This window comes from Streptococcus sp. KHUD_016, assembly GCF_051106465.1.
In the GTDB taxonomy this organism is placed as follows: domain Bacteria; phylum Bacillota; class Bacilli; order Lactobacillales; family Streptococcaceae; genus Streptococcus.
This window is the reverse complement of sequence record NZ_CP193663.1, coordinates 790737-804611: the sequence shown is the minus strand read 5'-3', so window position 1 is coordinate 804611 and position 13875 is coordinate 790737. Positions and strand designations below refer to the sequence as shown.

Here is a 13875-nt window from a genome sequence, read left to right as displayed (position 1 = left end):
CCTCTTCTTAACGCTGGTTGACAGCTTTCATCACACGCGCGATGTCGCGGTTTTGTTCACGTCGCTTGATCGACTCCCGTTTGTCATAGTCATGTTTCCCTTTAGCAAGTCCTAAAAGGAGTTTGGCGTAGCCATCTTTAATATAGACTTTAAGGGGAACAAGGGTCATTCCTGTCCCTTTGGTCTCTTGTTCCAATTTTTGAATTTGCTTCTTATGGAGCAGGAGTTTACGACGACGTTCAGGTTCCTGGTTCCAGATATTGCCCTCTTCGTAAGGGGCGATATGAACATTGCTCAGCCAGACTTCCCCATTTTTTACTTGGGCAAAGCCGTCCTTGAGATTGATTCGAGCTGCTCGAACGCTCTTAATTTCAGTTCCAGTCAGGACCATCCCTGCCTCTAGCGTATCTACGATTGTATAGTCGTGGTGCGCTTTTTTATTTTGTGCGACGACCTTTCCCTCGCCCTTTGCCATGCTTGGCTCCTTTCTTAGCTACTTCTTTGTAAAAAGGTTTCTTGCCTTTTTTCTTTTTATCTTTTTGTGAATGCTTGTGCTTATCATTTGAGCGCCCTGATTTTCTCTTGTCTTCCTTCTTGTCTGAACGGCGATTTGAACCACGACCTCTGTCTTTGCGCCCAGCTTGTTTCAAGCCTTTTTCGATGACATCAAACTCACTTGGGATATAAGAGAAGTCAATCTCACCTGTCATCTTATCCGCTCTTTCAACCCGAATGCGAATCTGCTGTCCTACACGGAAGGTTGTGCCTGATTTCTCCCCACGGAGTGTCAAGTCACGCTCGTTGAAATGATAAAATTCAGGCAAATTGGTAATGTGAATCAATCCTTCGACTGTATTTGGCAATTCAACAAAGAGACCGAATTTGACGATGCTGGATACAACCGCATCATACTCTTCGCCCACGTATTCTTCCATGTACTCAGCCTTTTTCATGGCTTCGACTTCACGCTCCGCCTCGATGGCACGACGCTCACGGTTGGAAGACTGGGTTGCAATCTCTGGAATCACTTGCTCAAAATGCTCTGCTATTTCCTTAGAACGGCCGTAATCCCGAATCATACGGTGGACAAGGAGATCTGGATAACGGCGAATAGGACTGGTGAAGTGAGTGTAATAGTTAGCGGCTAGTCCATAGTGACCGTGATTGTGCTCAGAATAGCGAGCCTGTTGCATAGAACGGAGAAGCATCATGGACAATACATCCGCATAGGGTTCTCCCTCAACCGCACGCATGATGTCTTGGAGCGCCTCCTGGCTAATCTCACTGGCAGTCCCATAAATGCGCAAGCCAAAGCTTGAAGCATAGTCAATAAACTTCTGAACTTTTTCAGCCTTAGGCTCCTCGTGAATCCGATAGATAAAGGGGAGGTTCAGCTTGCTAAAGTGCTCGGCAACTGTTTCGTTGGCTATCAGCATAAAGGACTCGATCATACGCTCCGCAATGCCACGTTGGCGAAGAACGATATCCACAGGCTTACCTTTTTTATCCACTAGAATCTTTGCTTCGCTGGTATCAAAATTAAGGGCACCACGTTTCTCACGCATGCTTTCTAGCCTTTCATGAAGCTTGGCCATTAACTCGATACTTGGAACAATTTTCTTAAACTCTTGTCTCTTTTCCTCGTCGCCTGCTAGGATATCATTAACAGCGCTATAGGTCATACGAAAACTAGTCTTGATAACTGTTTGGGTAATGGTGTAATGAACCACACGACCATGTTTATCAATTTCCATAATGGCAGACTGGGTCAAGCGATCTACTTGAGGATTGAGAGAGCAGATACCATTTGACAGTCGTTCTGGAAGCATTGGAACTACACGGTCTGTCACATAAACAGAAGTCGCGCGGTTAAGGGCTTCCTTGTCCAGGGCAGACCCCTCAGTCACGTAGTAGGAAACATCTGCGATGTGAACTCCGAGTTCGATATTGCCATTCTTTAAAGGCTTGATGTGGACCGCATCGTCCAAGTCCTTGGCATCCGCACCGTCAATGGTAAAGGTGATTTCATCTCTCAGGTCCAGACGCCCTTCCATATCCTTTTGAGACGGAGCATCTGGCACACTTTCTGCTTCCTTGAGAACAGTTTCTGGAAATTCTGAGACAATATCCATGGACTCCAAGACTTCAAGGACATCAATCCCCGCATCAGTAGAGTGTCCCACCACGTCGAGCACACTAGCGACAAAGAAATCATGTTTCTTACTTGGGTATTTGTCGATAAAAACCTTGAGAACCTCTGTACCTTCCAACTTGATAGCCGGTTTCTTCACATAAATCGGTTGGCTGATTTTCTGATTCTTTGAACGGATGTAGCCCGCATACTTGGGCTTTTCCTGATCTAAAACAATTTGACCGACAACGCTTGTCAGACTATGCTCTAATATATCAATGATTTTTGCTTCTGCAGCAGTTCCCTTGTTACGGTCAGCGACTTTCTTGATGACCACTTCAACGGTATCGCCATCAATAGCGTAGTTGACATCGTTTTTTCCTACAAAAAGGTCGTCCTCTTCGCCTTCTAGACTGACAAAGCCAAAGCCGTTTTTATGGGCATGAAAAATCCCTTTGAGGGTAATTTCATGTTTCTTCTTTTGGTCCAGACATAAACTACCATCATCTTCAAAACGGATCTGGTGCTTTCTTTCCATCAGAGACAGGGTTTTAATCAACTCACGGAAATCCTTGGACCCATCCTTTCCGAGAGCCTGAGCCAGGTCATTTACCGTCACTCGCCCCTTCTCTTGCAAATATTCTTTAATTTTATCTTTCATGTTTTCTTTCTAGATTTTTATAATTTTTTGAGTGATAACTTTAGTAAACATCATTCAAAATAAAAATAGGCTAAGACCTAGTCTCGCCCATTTCTTATCTACTTGATAATACCGTCAATGCTAAGGCAATGGCTAGCCAGAAAAAGACTAAAATACCTGTCAAACGTTGCATCACAGCTTCAAAACCACGCGCTTTACTACGTTCAAACAAATCACCTGAGCTGGCATCAAATACATTGCTGGATTGGTTCTTAGTTGGTTGCATGAAAATCGCAATCACAATCACAACAGATAATACTAATAAAATGGTTAATAATAGGTTATACATATCAAACTCCTTAAAATCCCTATTATTTTACCATAAATTCTACTTAGATTCAAGATGTAAAGTTACTTTTCTTTCCTTTGGACAATATTTTAACACCTCAATCTTGTCTGGATGGGTTTTGGAGTTCTTACTGGTTAGATAATTCATGCTGCCACAAGAGGAGCACTTGAGATTGATTTTTACTCGCACTAGATTTCCTTTACTTTTAATAATGATCTAAATTGTACTAAGTTGCATAAACAACTGAAAGCTACACAGGCTGCTGTCGCATAAAAGACAGCATGGTAGCCCAAATATCCTGCAACTGCGGATCCCGCCATAGGTCCGATCACTCCACCAAGGTAAAAAAAGACTTGGTTGAAGGCGAAAATCCGTGAAATACCTGATTTTGGAGTCATTTTGCTAAGAAGAGCATTGACACCTGGTATGAGAGCTCCTGTTCCCAGACCAAAGAGAAAACGATACAAGCCAAGTTGAAGGGGGCTGGTTGCATGGGCACAAAGAAGGTAAATGATGACGGAATAAATCTGCGCCGCAACTAACAATCTATGATTCCCTACCTTATCGCCAAGTTTTCCTAGAATTCCAGCACTCATCATGCTGGAAAAGCCCATACTGGATACGATTAATCCTGATACAAAGAGGAGATTCTCAGTCTGCCCTAAGTCCCGCACATAGAGAGCTAGAATGGGGCCAATTGATTGAGCTGAAAATTGAATGACGAAGCTCGTCAAAAATAGGTTTACTAAGAGCCTAGGATACTTGAAAGCAGAAAATACTTCTTTCGTTGGGATAGCCTTCTCCTTAGCCACTGGCTGAAAATCTTCCTTGATAAAGAAAATGGTTAGAATTGCAGCTAAAAATAAGAAAGAACCTACCAATAAAAAGACATTACGAATGCCAAAAACTTCAGCAATAAAGCCTCCAACAAAGGGACCCGTCAGTGTTCCTGCAACAACACCTGTAGATAGAGTTCCCAGAGCCGCTCCCGACTTATCTTTCGGTACCTGACTAGCGATCAAGGCTGTTGCATTGGGGACAAAACCAGTAAATACACCATTGAGCAAGCGCAGAAAGAGTAGCCAATAGATATTTGGCACGAAGGCCAAACCTCCCATGGTAATGGTCATAGCAAGACCTGCTCGAATCATCATGGGTTTTCGACCGTACTTGTCAGCAAGAATACCCCAGATGGGAGAAACTAGAGCTGCTGAAACAGCCGAAACTGAGATGGCTAATCCAGCATAAAAAGCAACTTGGTCTCCTTCAATTCCCAACTGCTCCACAAAGATAGGCATGAAAGGAACGACCAAGGAAATGCTGGCGCCCGTTAGAAAACTACCGAACCAGGCGACACGAAGATTCTCTTTCCAACTAATCTCTTGCACAGCTATCGCCTCCTTCAAGTAACTTCACTACTTGAGCCACAAGCTGATCACGACTGCCATTATTGTCTAATATATGGCTCGCCAATTTTTTCTTTTCTTCTAAAGACCATTGGGCGGCCAAACGGGACTCTGCTACTTCCTTAGAAAGATGATCCCGTTTCATGAAACGTTCCACCTGAACATCACGGTCCACATAGACCAGCCACGTTTCATCAAACCAAGCACTGTAGTCCTGTTCAAAAAGCAGGGGAATATCCATGAAAAAAACCGTTTCTGTCTGAGCTAACTGGTCTCTCAGTGCAGCCAATTCCTCACGAATAATCTCTCCTTGGGTTTGTTTAGACCATTCCCGCTCCTCAGGATTTGAGAAGATGAGACTAGCTAGGAGAGGGCGATTGAGTTCTTCATTTTCAAGGATTATTTTTTGTCCAAAGTGCTGAACTAAGAGCTGATAAAGACGACCACCAGGTTTCTGTAGTTGGTGGACGACTGCGTCAGCATCCACCACTTGAAAACCTTTCTCTCTTAGGAAATTTGTCACAGTTGACTTACCAGAAGCAATTCCTCCTGTGATTCCGATGATTTTTCCCATCAGCCCCTCCTTTGACACTGAGGACAAAAATGAGTTCCCCGTCCACCGAGCTGGAATTTCTCAATCACTGTCCCACAGCGCGAACATGCTTGTCCAGTCTTATCATAGACCTGATGGAAGTCCTGCATGGTTCCGTCTTCCCCAAAGGCATTGGTATAGGTCCGAATGGTGGAACCGCCCTTTTCGACTGCCTGTCCCAAAACAGCAATGGTCTGGTCATGAATAGCTGACGCTTCTTCTGCCGTCAAAGTCTGGGAAAGTCTAGCTGGATGAATCTGAGCTCGCCAAAGAACCTCATCCACATAGATATTACCAAGGCCAGCTACCAAGGTTTGGTCTAAAAGGTGAGATTTGATAGGCTTTTTAGACTTGGCTAGGGCAGCTTGAAAGACCTGCAAATCAAAGTCCTGATCTTTGGGCTCAGGGCCTAGTTTCTTAGAAATAAAGTAGGCATCCAAAAGGTCAGGCGCCAAGAGTTCCATCGTACCAAACTTGCGTACATCCTCGTAAACAAGCGTACCACCATCCTCAAACTGGATGAAAACATGGGCATGCTTGCGTTCAGGAACCTGATCCGGATAGTAGAAATACTTGCCCTCCATCCGCAGATGGGAAATCAAGACCTTGTCTGTTAGGAAAAAAAGCAGATATTTTCCACGACGTCCCATTGACTCGATAATCTGACCAGGCAATTCCTTTTGAAACTCTTCCAAATCCGTCTTAATCATCTTGGGATAAGCAATCTCTATATTAGAAATCTTCTTTCCCAAGATCAATTTTTCTAAGCCACGACGAACCGTTTCAACCTCAGGTAATTCAGGCATAAATCCTCCTTCTGTAAAAACAAGAAGCAGGCATGAGCCCACCTCTACTTAGTATTCTTTTTCATTATAGCCAAAGTCAGCCAAATCTAGCTTTTTATCACGCCAGTTTTTCTTGACCTTGACCCAAGTTTCTAGGAAAACCTTGTCCCCTAGCATGAGTTCGATATCACGACGGGCCATGGTCCCTATTTTCTTGAGCATAGCGCCACCTTTTCCGATGATAATTCCTTTTTGGCTATCGCGCTCCACCATGATGGTTGCTCGGATGTGAACCTTGTCTGTCTCTTCATCACGCTTCATGGAGTCAACTACCACTGCAACTGAGTGAGGAATCTCTTCTCGAGTTAGGTGCAAGACTTTCTCACGAATCATTTCTGAAACCAAGAAACGCTCAGGATGATCTGTGATTTGATCAGCTGGGAAATACTGGAAACCTTCCTCTAGATTGTCACTCAAAATATCGATTAGTCGAGAAACGTTATTTCCCTGAAGAGCTGAAATAGGAACGATTTCCTTGAAGTCCATCTGGTTACGGAAGTCATCAATCTGAGCCAAAAGCTGGTCTGGATGGACCTTGTCAATCTTATTCACCACCAGAATCACAGGAACCTTGGCGGCTTTCAGACGCTCGATAATCATATCGTCGCCCTTACCACGTGGCTCATCAGCTGGTACCATGAATAGAACAGTATCCACTTCACGAAGGGTGCTGTAGGCTGATTCCACCATGAAATCTCCAAGAGCTGTTTTTGGCTTGTGAATCCCCGGCGTGTCGATAAAGACGATTTGCTCCTTATCCGTGGTGTAAATCCCCATGATTTTATTGCGCGTTGTTTGCGCTTTGTCACTCATAATGGCAATCTTTTCCCCCATGACGTGATTTAAAAATGTTGACTTCCCAACATTGGGACGTCCCAAAATAGCTACAAAGCCTGATTTAAATGTCATAATTTCCTCTTAGTGTTTAAAATAGTATATCCCAAATACGTGGGATAAAGATAAGTGCACCTGTCACCGCAGCAAAAAGAGAGACAACTAGCACGGCTCCTGCTGCCATGTCCTTGGCTTTCTTCGCTAACATAGAAAAGTGATAGTGACTGGCTAGATCCACCACATTTTCGATAGCAGAATTAATAATCTCAAAGGCTACTACCAAGAAAATGCTCATCAGGAGAAAGAGCCATTCGATTCGTGACACCTGAAAAACAAAACCTGCAAGGATAACTACTAGAGCCGTCACTACATGTTTTCGCATATTACGTTCTTCCTTGAAAGCAGTCAAAATTCCTGTAAGAGCAAATTCTAAACTGGATATCAGGTCACGATTTTTCCATTTTCGTTTATTGTCTTGTGAGTCCATAGGCTGTCAAAATTTCTTCTTGTAAACCGAACATCTCCGCTTCTTCTTCCGGAGTGTAGTGATCGTAGCCGTTAATGTGTAAAAAGCCGTGTACTGCCAAGAAGCCCATTTCACGCTCAAAGCTGTGACCGTATTCCTCAGCCTGCTCATGAGCCTTATCGATAGAGATGAACAGTTCCCCAATATAGGCATCAAACTCAGACATCATCTCTGCTAATTCAGGATTTTCAAGCAAATCTTCTTCATCAAAGGCAATGTCCAACTCTGGTTTATACTCAAGGCTGATGACATCTGTCGGACGATCCGTATCACGGTACTCGAGGTTGAGTTCGTGGCTACGCTCGTTGGTCACAAAAGTAACTGCCATCTCCTTGTCTTCTTTTCCTATTTTTTGGGCTGCAAATTCCAAAATTTCTTGGGTTTGTTGCAAGATTTCTTGTGAAACTTGGCCAGTTTCATCTACCATTTCAATATACATGTACTTCTCGATTCTCTTTACTTGGCTTTATTATACCACATTTCCATGATTTTATTCTACCTTTTTGATATAATACTATGGAATACAATCACAAGGAGAGAACGATGTCATTTGACGGATTTTTTTTACACCACATGGTTGAGGAATTACGAAGCGAGTTGGTCAATGGTCGCATTCAGAAAATCAATCAGCCTTTTGAACAAGAATTGGTCTTGCAAATCCGCAGCAATCGCCAAAGCCATCGTCTGCTCCTCTCTGCTCATCCCGTTTTTGGTCGCATCCAGCTGACCCAAACGACCTTTGAAAATCCAGCCCAACCTTCCACTTTTATCATGGTTTTGAGAAAGTATTTGCAGGGTGCCCTGATTGAGTCAATTGAGCAAATCGAAAATGACCGTATTGTGGAAATCACGGTTTCCAATAAAAACGAGATTGGAGACCATATTCAGGCGACTCTCATTATCGAAATCATGGGTAAACACAGCAATATTCTCCTCGTGGATAAAAGTAGCCATAAAATCCTCGAAGTCATCAAACACGTCGGCTTTTCACAAAATAGCTACCGCACCTTACTTCCAGGATCGACCTATATCGCTCCGCCAAGTACCGAGTCTCTCAATCCTTTTACTATCAAGGATGAAAAGCTCTTTGAAATCCTACAAACCCAAGAACTAACAGCAAAAAATCTTCAAAGCCTCTTTCAAGGTTTAGGACGCGATACAGCAAATGAATTGGAAAACATTCTTGTCAGTGATAAACTGTCTACTTTCCGTAACTTTTTCAATCAAAAAACCAAGCCATGCTTAACAGAGACTTCCTTCAGTCCAGTTCCTTTTGCGAATCAGGTGGGAGAGTCTTTTACCAGTCTTTCGGATCTCTTAGATACCTATTATAAGGATAAAGCTGAGCGCGACCGCGTCAAACAGCAAGCCAGTGAGCTCATTCGTCGTGTTGAAAATGAACTTCAGAAAAATCGACATAAGCTTAAAAAACAAGAAAAAGAGTTACTAGCGACAGACAACGCTGAGGAATTTCGTCAAAAAGGAGAGTTGCTGACAACCTTCCTTCACCAAGTTCCCAATGACCAAGATCAGGTTGTCTTGGATAACTATTACACGAATCAGCCTGTTACCATCATGCTTGATAAGGCCCTGACTCCCAGCCAGAATGCCCAGCGCTACTTTAAACGCTATCAGAAGCTCAAAGAAGCCGTTAAATACCTGACTGAGTTGATCGCAGAAACCAAGGCAACCATTCTTTATCTTGAAAGCGTGGAGACCGTTCTCAACCAAGCTGGACTGGAAGAAATCGCTGAAATCCGTGAAGAATTGATCCAAACAGGCTTCATCCGAAGAAGACAGCGGGAGAAAATTCAGAAACGCAAAAAACCAGAACAGTATCTGGCTAGTGATGGCAAGACCATCATCTATGTTGGACGAAACAATCTGCAAAACGAGGAATTGACCTTTAAAATGGCCCGCAAGGAAGAACTCTGGTTCCATGCCAAGGACATTCCTGGCAGCCACGTCGTCATCTCAGAAAATCTCAATCCTTCTGACGAAGTCAAGACAGATGCGGCTGAATTAGCTGCCTACTTCTCCAAAGGTCGCTTGTCAAATCTCGTGCAAGTGGATATGATTGAAGTCAAGAAACTCAATAAACCAACTGGTGGCAAACCTGGCTTTGTAACCTACACAGGACAAAAGACCCTCCGCGTTACACCAGACCCAGAAAAAATCGCATCTATGAAAAAATCCTGATTTCAATTGAAATCAGGATTTTCTTTTACATTTTACTCTGCAATTAAGGTTTCCAAACCAACCTTCATCATATCGGTGAAGGTATTTTGATTTTCTCAGCTAGTTTTTAACAAGTATCAATGAGTGAAATAGCTAATCAAAAACTGAGATATCTTCCTCTTTCAAGTAACAATGTTTTGTTACTATCTTCTAAAATTCTTTTATTGTCTCAATTTCGAAAAGACTTCCCCAATCTTGCCTTCAATGACCAATGTAGCTTGGCTGTCTTGTGGAATACTAGTTTTATTGATAACGACCAGATTTGTCCCCGAAAAATAGTTTACTAGGCTAGCTGCAGGATAAACAACCAAAGAAGTCCCACCGATTATCAGCAAGTCAGCTTGCCGAATAGCTTGTGCAGCCTGGCTAAAGACATCCATGTCAAGTGATTCTTCATATAAGGTCACGTCAGGCTTGACCACCTTGCCACAGTCTAAGCAGTGAGGAATCGGTCCCTCGAGGGCTAGAAAGGCAGTTAAGTCATAGAAACGATGACAACCTAGGCAGTAATTGCGGTCCGCACTCCCATGCAATTTGATAACCTTTTGGGAGCCTGCCATTTCATGAAGACTATCGATATTTTGTGTCACAACAGCCTTTAGCTTACCTGTCTTTTCCAAAGCAGCCAGATAAGTGTGAGCAGCATTAGGCTTGGCTTCAGGATAAATCAGGTATTTCTTATAAAAGTCAAAAAAATCTTCTGGATAACGCTCAAACATAGTCCGAGAAACAAGCTCTTCTGCCGTCAAACGACGGCCTAACTGATGACTATAAACACCATCCGAACTACGAAAATCTGGGATATTAGACTCGGTTGACACTCCTGCTCCTCCGAAAAAGACTATTCTGTAGCTTTTATCAATCAAGTCTTGTAATTGTTCTATTTTATCCATCCTATTCTCCTTGTATTTTACATTCTAAAAAAGTTGAAAACCAATCGCTCCAAGCAATCTGATTTTCAACTCTTCCTTTATCGTTACTTATGTATTTGAGATTAAAGCATTTGAATCAATCTTAGAAAAATCCTTATCTCGAAGTAATACGATGTTTAGTCTGCAATCAAGGTTTCCAAACCAACCTTCATCATATCGGTGAAGGTATTTTGGCGTTCTTCTGCAGTGGTGTCTTCATCTGGATTGACCAAGCTATCAGAAATGGTCATGATAGCAAGGGCATCAACGTGGTGTTGGGCAGCAAGATAGTAAAGAGCTGCTGCTTCCATTTCCACAGCCTTGACTCCCCATTTACCAAGCTCGATGTTCTTTTCAAAGTAGTTTGAGTAAAAGACATCTGATGACAAGACGTTCCCAACGTGGGTTGTCATACCAAGTTCTTTGGAGATATGGTAGGCCTTGTCTAGCAAATCAAAGCTAGCGATTTGTGGGAAATCATACTGTGGCCAGTCATTGCGGATGATGTTTGAGTTGGTTGCAGCTGCTTGCGCCAAAACCAATTCACGGACATGAACATCCTCGTTTAACGAACCCGCAGTTCCCACACGGATCAATTTCTTTACACCGTAGTCCACAATCAACTCACGCGCGTAGATCGAAATGGAAGGCATCCCCATCCCAGTTCCCATGACAGATACACGGTGGCCCTTGTAAGTACCAGTATAGCCAAACATGTTCCGCACTTCGTTAAAACAAACAGCATCTTCAAGGAAGGTCTCCGCAATAAATTTCGCACGAAGAGGATCCCCCGGAAGAAGAATTTTATCAGCAATTTCACCTTGCTGAGCAGCAATATGGATAGACATAATATAAGATACCAAACCCGTCAAAAAGCGAAGGGAAAATAGGAGTTGGGCGCAGTGAGCGATGCTCGCTAGACCAACTATCTTTTTCCCACTGCTTTTAGGGTGGGTTCAATTCCTTTCTTTCTTAATTTTGATGATATTGAGAAGACTAGACCGGGTTCAATTCAAAACCAAACTACCCTACCTTTCAATGTTTTTAGAAAAGTTTCCGCTCGTGTTCAAATTAGAACACTCCACTCTACCTTTCTTTTTTTATATTTAGGATAGCGACAGAGAACAAAGTAAAAATAGGAAACTGACGACGCATCACAGATGCTAGACAGTTTATCTTTTTTACACAGTTCTCCGCCCGTATTCAGTTCAACAAATACGGTTTACCCATCCTTTCTTTCTTGATTTTAAAATTAAATATTTCACAGAACAATTAGCCCGAGTTTGACTATAACTCAGATACTCTGCCTTTCTGTAGTTCCTAGTTTATCAATGAATCTAAAAATGCATACAGTTTTGCATTCATTTCAGAATAATCGTTTCCACGTAATTCTTCTGGTGTTTGAACAAAAGGCAACTTTTCACTTTGCTCTCTTAATTTCTCCTCACCATCCGCAGCGATCAATAATTCTACTGCGTCTGGATCAAATTCCAAATGAGCCTGAAAGGCATAATGTTTCGGACTGAAGCGAATAATTTGGCGTGGACAACCTTGACTGGTCGCCAAGACGACAGCTTCATCTGTCAGCCCTGGCATATCACCGTGCCAGTGGCCGGTTTCTATGGTTTCTCCGAACAAGCTGACATGAGGATCTGTTAGACCTTGCATCGTCAATGTCACAGGATAAACGCCGATTTCGCGCTCTGGACTATGTTCATACTTCGCACCGTAGGCAACAGATAGGAGTTGCGCACCAAGACAGACACCAACAATATAAATATCTGTAGCAATCGCTTCTTTCATAAAAGCAAGCTCAGCCTTTGGATCATAGTATGGGAAGTTTTCTCTATCCTCATCAGGTGATTGAGGACCACCCATGACAATCAGAAAATCAATCCCGTCAATTGTTTCAGGAAGAGGTTCTTTTTCATAAACCTTTGTTGATGTAATTTGATGACCTCGTTCTATAGCCCATTTTAGATATGCGCCTGGAACCTCAAATGTCTCATGTAAAATAAAGTGAACTCTCATGGCATTACAATTCAGCAAGAATCGCTTTAAGCAAGCCTTTGAAATCACCTTTGACACGTTCAGTCACTTCTACAACTTCCTCGTGGTTGAGTTCTTCTTGGAAACCAGCAGCATGGTTCGTAATACATGAAATTCCTAGAACTTTCAAGCCTGAGTGAGCGGCCACAATAACTTCAGGAACAGTGGACATACCAACTGCATCTGCTCCCAATGTCTTATAGGCACGAATCTCTGCAGGTGTTTCATAAGTCGGACCTGTTACACCAATATAGACACCTTCATCAAGCTTGATACCAAGTTTCTTAGCCACTTCATGCGCAGTAGCACGGTATTCTGGAGTGTAGGCTTTAGACATATCTGGGAAACGTGGACCAAAATCATCCAAGTTTTCACCCATCAATGGGTTTTGCCCCGTCATATTGATATGGTCTGAGATAGCCATCAAGGTACCAGGGCCAAATCCAATACCTCCAGCTGCATTGGTAACAATGACACCTTCACATCCGAGAACTTTCATCACACGTACTGGGAAAGTCACGACTTCAAGAGGATTTCCCTCGTAGAAATGGAAACGACCTTGAAGAGCCAAGACTTTTCGACCTGCAAGGTCACCATATACCAATTTACCAGCGTGACCAACTACTGTCGAACGGCCCCAGTTTGGTATATCTGCATAATCTACTACAACTGAATTTTCGATTTCTTCTGCCAATTCTCCAAGTCCTGATCCAAGGATTAGACCGAACTCAGGCGCTAGTATTCCCTTGTCTTTCAGGAAAGCAGCTGTTTCTTGGATCTTATCTAAAAATGTCATTATGTGTCTCCTTTATTATTTTTTAGCATTTGACCGATTTTGTCAAAGGTTTTTGCGTTGCGAATGGTGATGTTGCGATAAAAAGGCATCTTGAGCAAGTGCTTGTGATAGGCAGTTGCATAGTAGGATTCTTCAGAGAATTTCCCCCAGAAAATCCCAAGTCTTCCAAAATGAACCACTTCATCTTTCAGTTCCAAACTTTCAACTTTCTCAATGACCTGAGCAACATCCAAGCCCTCCGTGTAAAAGAGGACGTCCTTTCGTGCCAAATCTTTGGTCCACCATTCAGGTAGATTTTCAAGTTCCGTTTCAAAATCCTCTTGACTCAGCAAGGAAAAGCTCTGAATAAATGGATAATGGACTGCAAAGAAATCCTCTAACTTTTCAACCAATTGGGTTTTGGGATCTGTCGAAGTAAAGAAAATATTGCCACTGTTGATGTAGGTATCAACTTTTTCCACTCCCAACTCTGTCAATTCTTGACGAAGTTGCGTCATAACAACCTTATTCTTGCCACCGACATTAATGCCCCTTACCAGTAAAGCATAGCGTTTCATC

At 42.8% G+C, this 13875-nt stretch carries 16 protein-coding genes; 1 reads left to right on the top strand and 15 read right to left on the bottom strand.

What is annotated here, in order from left to right; translation table 11 throughout:
* Window positions 1-7 precede the first annotated feature (7 nt).
* From smpB to ybeY, 10 genes are all read right to left on the bottom strand, one after another.
* The gene (smpB, locus tag ACORHV_RS03725; RefSeq protein ID WP_001051742.1) at window positions 8-475 is read right to left on the bottom strand and encodes an SsrA-binding protein SmpB; all 468 of its coding nucleotides are present in this window, start codon (window positions 473-475) and stop codon (window positions 8-10) included.
* Window positions 438-2792, bottom strand: a complete 2355-nt coding sequence (rnr, locus tag ACORHV_RS03720) for a ribonuclease R (protein WP_125825843.1) — start codon at window positions 2790-2792, stop codon at window positions 438-440. Before rnr ends, smpB begins: the two co-directional genes overlap by 38 nt.
* 94 nt (window positions 2793-2886) lie before the next feature.
* On the bottom strand, window positions 2887-3120 hold the full coding sequence (gene secG / locus ACORHV_RS03715) for a preprotein translocase subunit SecG (protein ID WP_000282517.1): 234 nt from the start codon (window positions 3118-3120) through the stop codon (window positions 2887-2889).
* Between the two features lie 39 nt (window positions 3121-3159).
* Window positions 3160-3309 (bottom strand): 50S ribosomal protein L33, encoded by a 150-nt coding sequence (gene rpmG, locus ACORHV_RS03710; protein WP_007519517.1) that lies wholly within the window; start codon window positions 3307-3309, stop codon window positions 3160-3162.
* Window positions 3309-4508, bottom strand: a complete 1200-nt coding sequence (locus ACORHV_RS03705) for a multidrug efflux MFS transporter (protein WP_125825842.1) — start codon at window positions 4506-4508, stop codon at window positions 3309-3311. Before ACORHV_RS03705 ends, rpmG begins: the two co-directional genes overlap by 1 nt.
* Window positions 4495-5100: a dephospho-CoA kinase gene (gene coaE, locus ACORHV_RS03700; protein ID WP_125825841.1), complete on the bottom strand. Its 606-nt coding sequence runs from the start codon at window positions 5098-5100 to the stop codon at window positions 4495-4497. The genes ACORHV_RS03705 and coaE overlap by 14 nt, the downstream gene beginning before the upstream one ends.
* Window positions 5100-5924, bottom strand: a complete 825-nt coding sequence (mutM, locus tag ACORHV_RS03695) for a DNA-formamidopyrimidine glycosylase (RefSeq protein ID WP_049500853.1) — start codon at window positions 5922-5924, stop codon at window positions 5100-5102. Before mutM ends, coaE begins: the two co-directional genes overlap by 1 nt.
* Before the next feature lie 48 nt (window positions 5925-5972).
* A complete protein-coding gene (gene era, locus ACORHV_RS03690) occupies window positions 5973-6872 on the bottom strand; it encodes a GTPase Era (RefSeq protein WP_434398850.1) in 900 nt (299 codons plus the stop codon).
* Window positions 6873-6888: 16 nt separating this feature from the next.
* Window positions 6889-7284, bottom strand: coding sequence for a diacylglycerol kinase family protein (locus ACORHV_RS03685; protein ID WP_125825839.1), 396 nt, complete (start codon window positions 7282-7284; stop codon window positions 6889-6891).
* Window positions 7265-7762 carry an rRNA maturation RNase YbeY gene (gene ybeY, locus ACORHV_RS03680; RefSeq protein WP_000275169.1) on the bottom strand — a complete coding sequence of 166 codons (498 nt, stop codon included), beginning with the start codon at window positions 7760-7762 and terminating at the stop codon, window positions 7265-7267. The genes ACORHV_RS03685 and ybeY overlap by 20 nt, the downstream gene beginning before the upstream one ends.
* Window positions 7763-7866: 104 nt before the next feature.
* Here ybeY and pavA point away from each other — a divergent pair, with 104 nt between their 5' ends.
* A complete protein-coding gene (pavA, locus tag ACORHV_RS03675; protein ID WP_434398848.1) occupies window positions 7867-9522 on the top strand; it encodes an Rqc2 family fibronectin-binding protein PavA in 1656 nt (551 codons plus the stop codon).
* Between the two features lie 200 nt (window positions 9523-9722).
* Here pavA and ACORHV_RS03670 read toward each other — a convergent pair whose 3' ends face one another.
* The 5 genes from ACORHV_RS03670 to ACORHV_RS03650 all read right to left on the bottom strand — a co-directional run bounded on the left by ACORHV_RS03670 (window position 9723) and on the right by ACORHV_RS03650 (window position 13874).
* The gene (locus ACORHV_RS03670; RefSeq protein WP_434398846.1) at window positions 9723-10454 is read right to left on the bottom strand and encodes an NAD-dependent protein deacylase; all 732 of its coding nucleotides are present in this window, start codon (window positions 10452-10454) and stop codon (window positions 9723-9725) included.
* A 155-nt stretch (window positions 10455-10609) separates the two neighbouring features.
* Window positions 10610-11320: a purine-nucleoside phosphorylase gene (gene deoD, locus ACORHV_RS03665; protein WP_268710315.1), complete on the bottom strand. Its 711-nt coding sequence runs from the start codon at window positions 11318-11320 to the stop codon at window positions 10610-10612.
* A 472-nt stretch (window positions 11321-11792) separates the two neighbouring features.
* Window positions 11793-12503, bottom strand: a complete 711-nt coding sequence (locus ACORHV_RS03660) for a type 1 glutamine amidotransferase (RefSeq protein WP_247940794.1) — start codon at window positions 12501-12503, stop codon at window positions 11793-11795.
* A 4-nt stretch (window positions 12504-12507) separates the two neighbouring features.
* On the bottom strand, window positions 12508-13317 hold the full coding sequence (locus tag ACORHV_RS03655) for a purine-nucleoside phosphorylase (RefSeq protein WP_434398843.1): 810 nt from the start codon (window positions 13315-13317) through the stop codon (window positions 12508-12510).
* On the bottom strand, window positions 13317-13874 hold the full coding sequence (locus ACORHV_RS03650) for a DUF1697 domain-containing protein (protein WP_434398841.1): 558 nt from the start codon (window positions 13872-13874) through the stop codon (window positions 13317-13319). Before ACORHV_RS03650 ends, ACORHV_RS03655 begins: the two co-directional genes overlap by 1 nt.
* Window position 13875 lies beyond the last annotated feature (1 nt).

What these genes read in the sequence shown, in the direction of transcription:
- smpB (WP_001051742.1), bottom strand. Translation starts at nt 475, where the DNA reads ATGGCAAAGGGCGAGGGAAAGGTCGTCGCACAAAATAAAAAAGCGCAC.
- rnr (WP_125825843.1), bottom strand. Translation starts at nt 2,792, where the DNA reads ATGAAAGATAAAATTAAAGAATATTTGCAAGAGAAGGGGCGAGTGACG.
- secG (WP_000282517.1), bottom strand. Translation starts at nt 3,120, where the DNA reads ATGTATAACCTATTATTAACCATTTTATTAGTATTATCTGTTGTGATT.
- coaE (WP_125825841.1), bottom strand. Translation starts at nt 5,100, where the DNA reads ATGGGAAAAATCATCGGAATCACAGGAGGAATTGCTTCTGGTAAGTCA.
- mutM (WP_049500853.1), bottom strand. Translation starts at nt 5,924, where the DNA reads ATGCCTGAATTACCTGAGGTTGAAACGGTTCGTCGTGGCTTAGAAAAA.
- era (WP_434398850.1), bottom strand. Translation starts at nt 6,872, where the DNA reads ATGACATTTAAATCAGGCTTTGTAGCTATTTTGGGACGTCCCAATGTT.
- ACORHV_RS03685 (WP_125825839.1), bottom strand. Translation starts at nt 7,284, where the DNA reads ATGGACTCACAAGACAATAAACGAAAATGGAAAAATCGTGACCTGATA.
- ybeY (WP_000275169.1), bottom strand. Translation starts at nt 7,762, where the DNA reads ATGTATATTGAAATGGTAGATGAAACTGGCCAAGTTTCACAAGAAATC.
- pavA (WP_434398848.1), top strand. Translation starts at nt 7,867, where the DNA reads ATGTCATTTGACGGATTTTTTTTACACCACATGGTTGAGGAATTACGA.
- ACORHV_RS03670 (WP_434398846.1), bottom strand. Translation starts at nt 10,454, where the DNA reads ATGGATAAAATAGAACAATTACAAGACTTGATTGATAAAAGCTACAGA.
- deoD (WP_268710315.1), bottom strand. Translation starts at nt 11,320, where the DNA reads ATGTCTATCCATATTGCTGCTCAGCAAGGTGAAATTGCTGATAAAATT.
- ACORHV_RS03660 (WP_247940794.1), bottom strand. Translation starts at nt 12,503, where the DNA reads ATGAGAGTTCACTTTATTTTACATGAGACATTTGAGGTTCCAGGCGCA.
- ACORHV_RS03655 (WP_434398843.1), bottom strand. Translation starts at nt 13,317, where the DNA reads ATGACATTTTTAGATAAGATCCAAGAAACAGCTGCTTTCCTGAAAGAC.
- ACORHV_RS03650 (WP_434398841.1), bottom strand. Translation starts at nt 13,874, where the DNA reads ATGAAACGCTATGCTTTACTGGTAAGGGGCATTAATGTCGGTGGCAAG.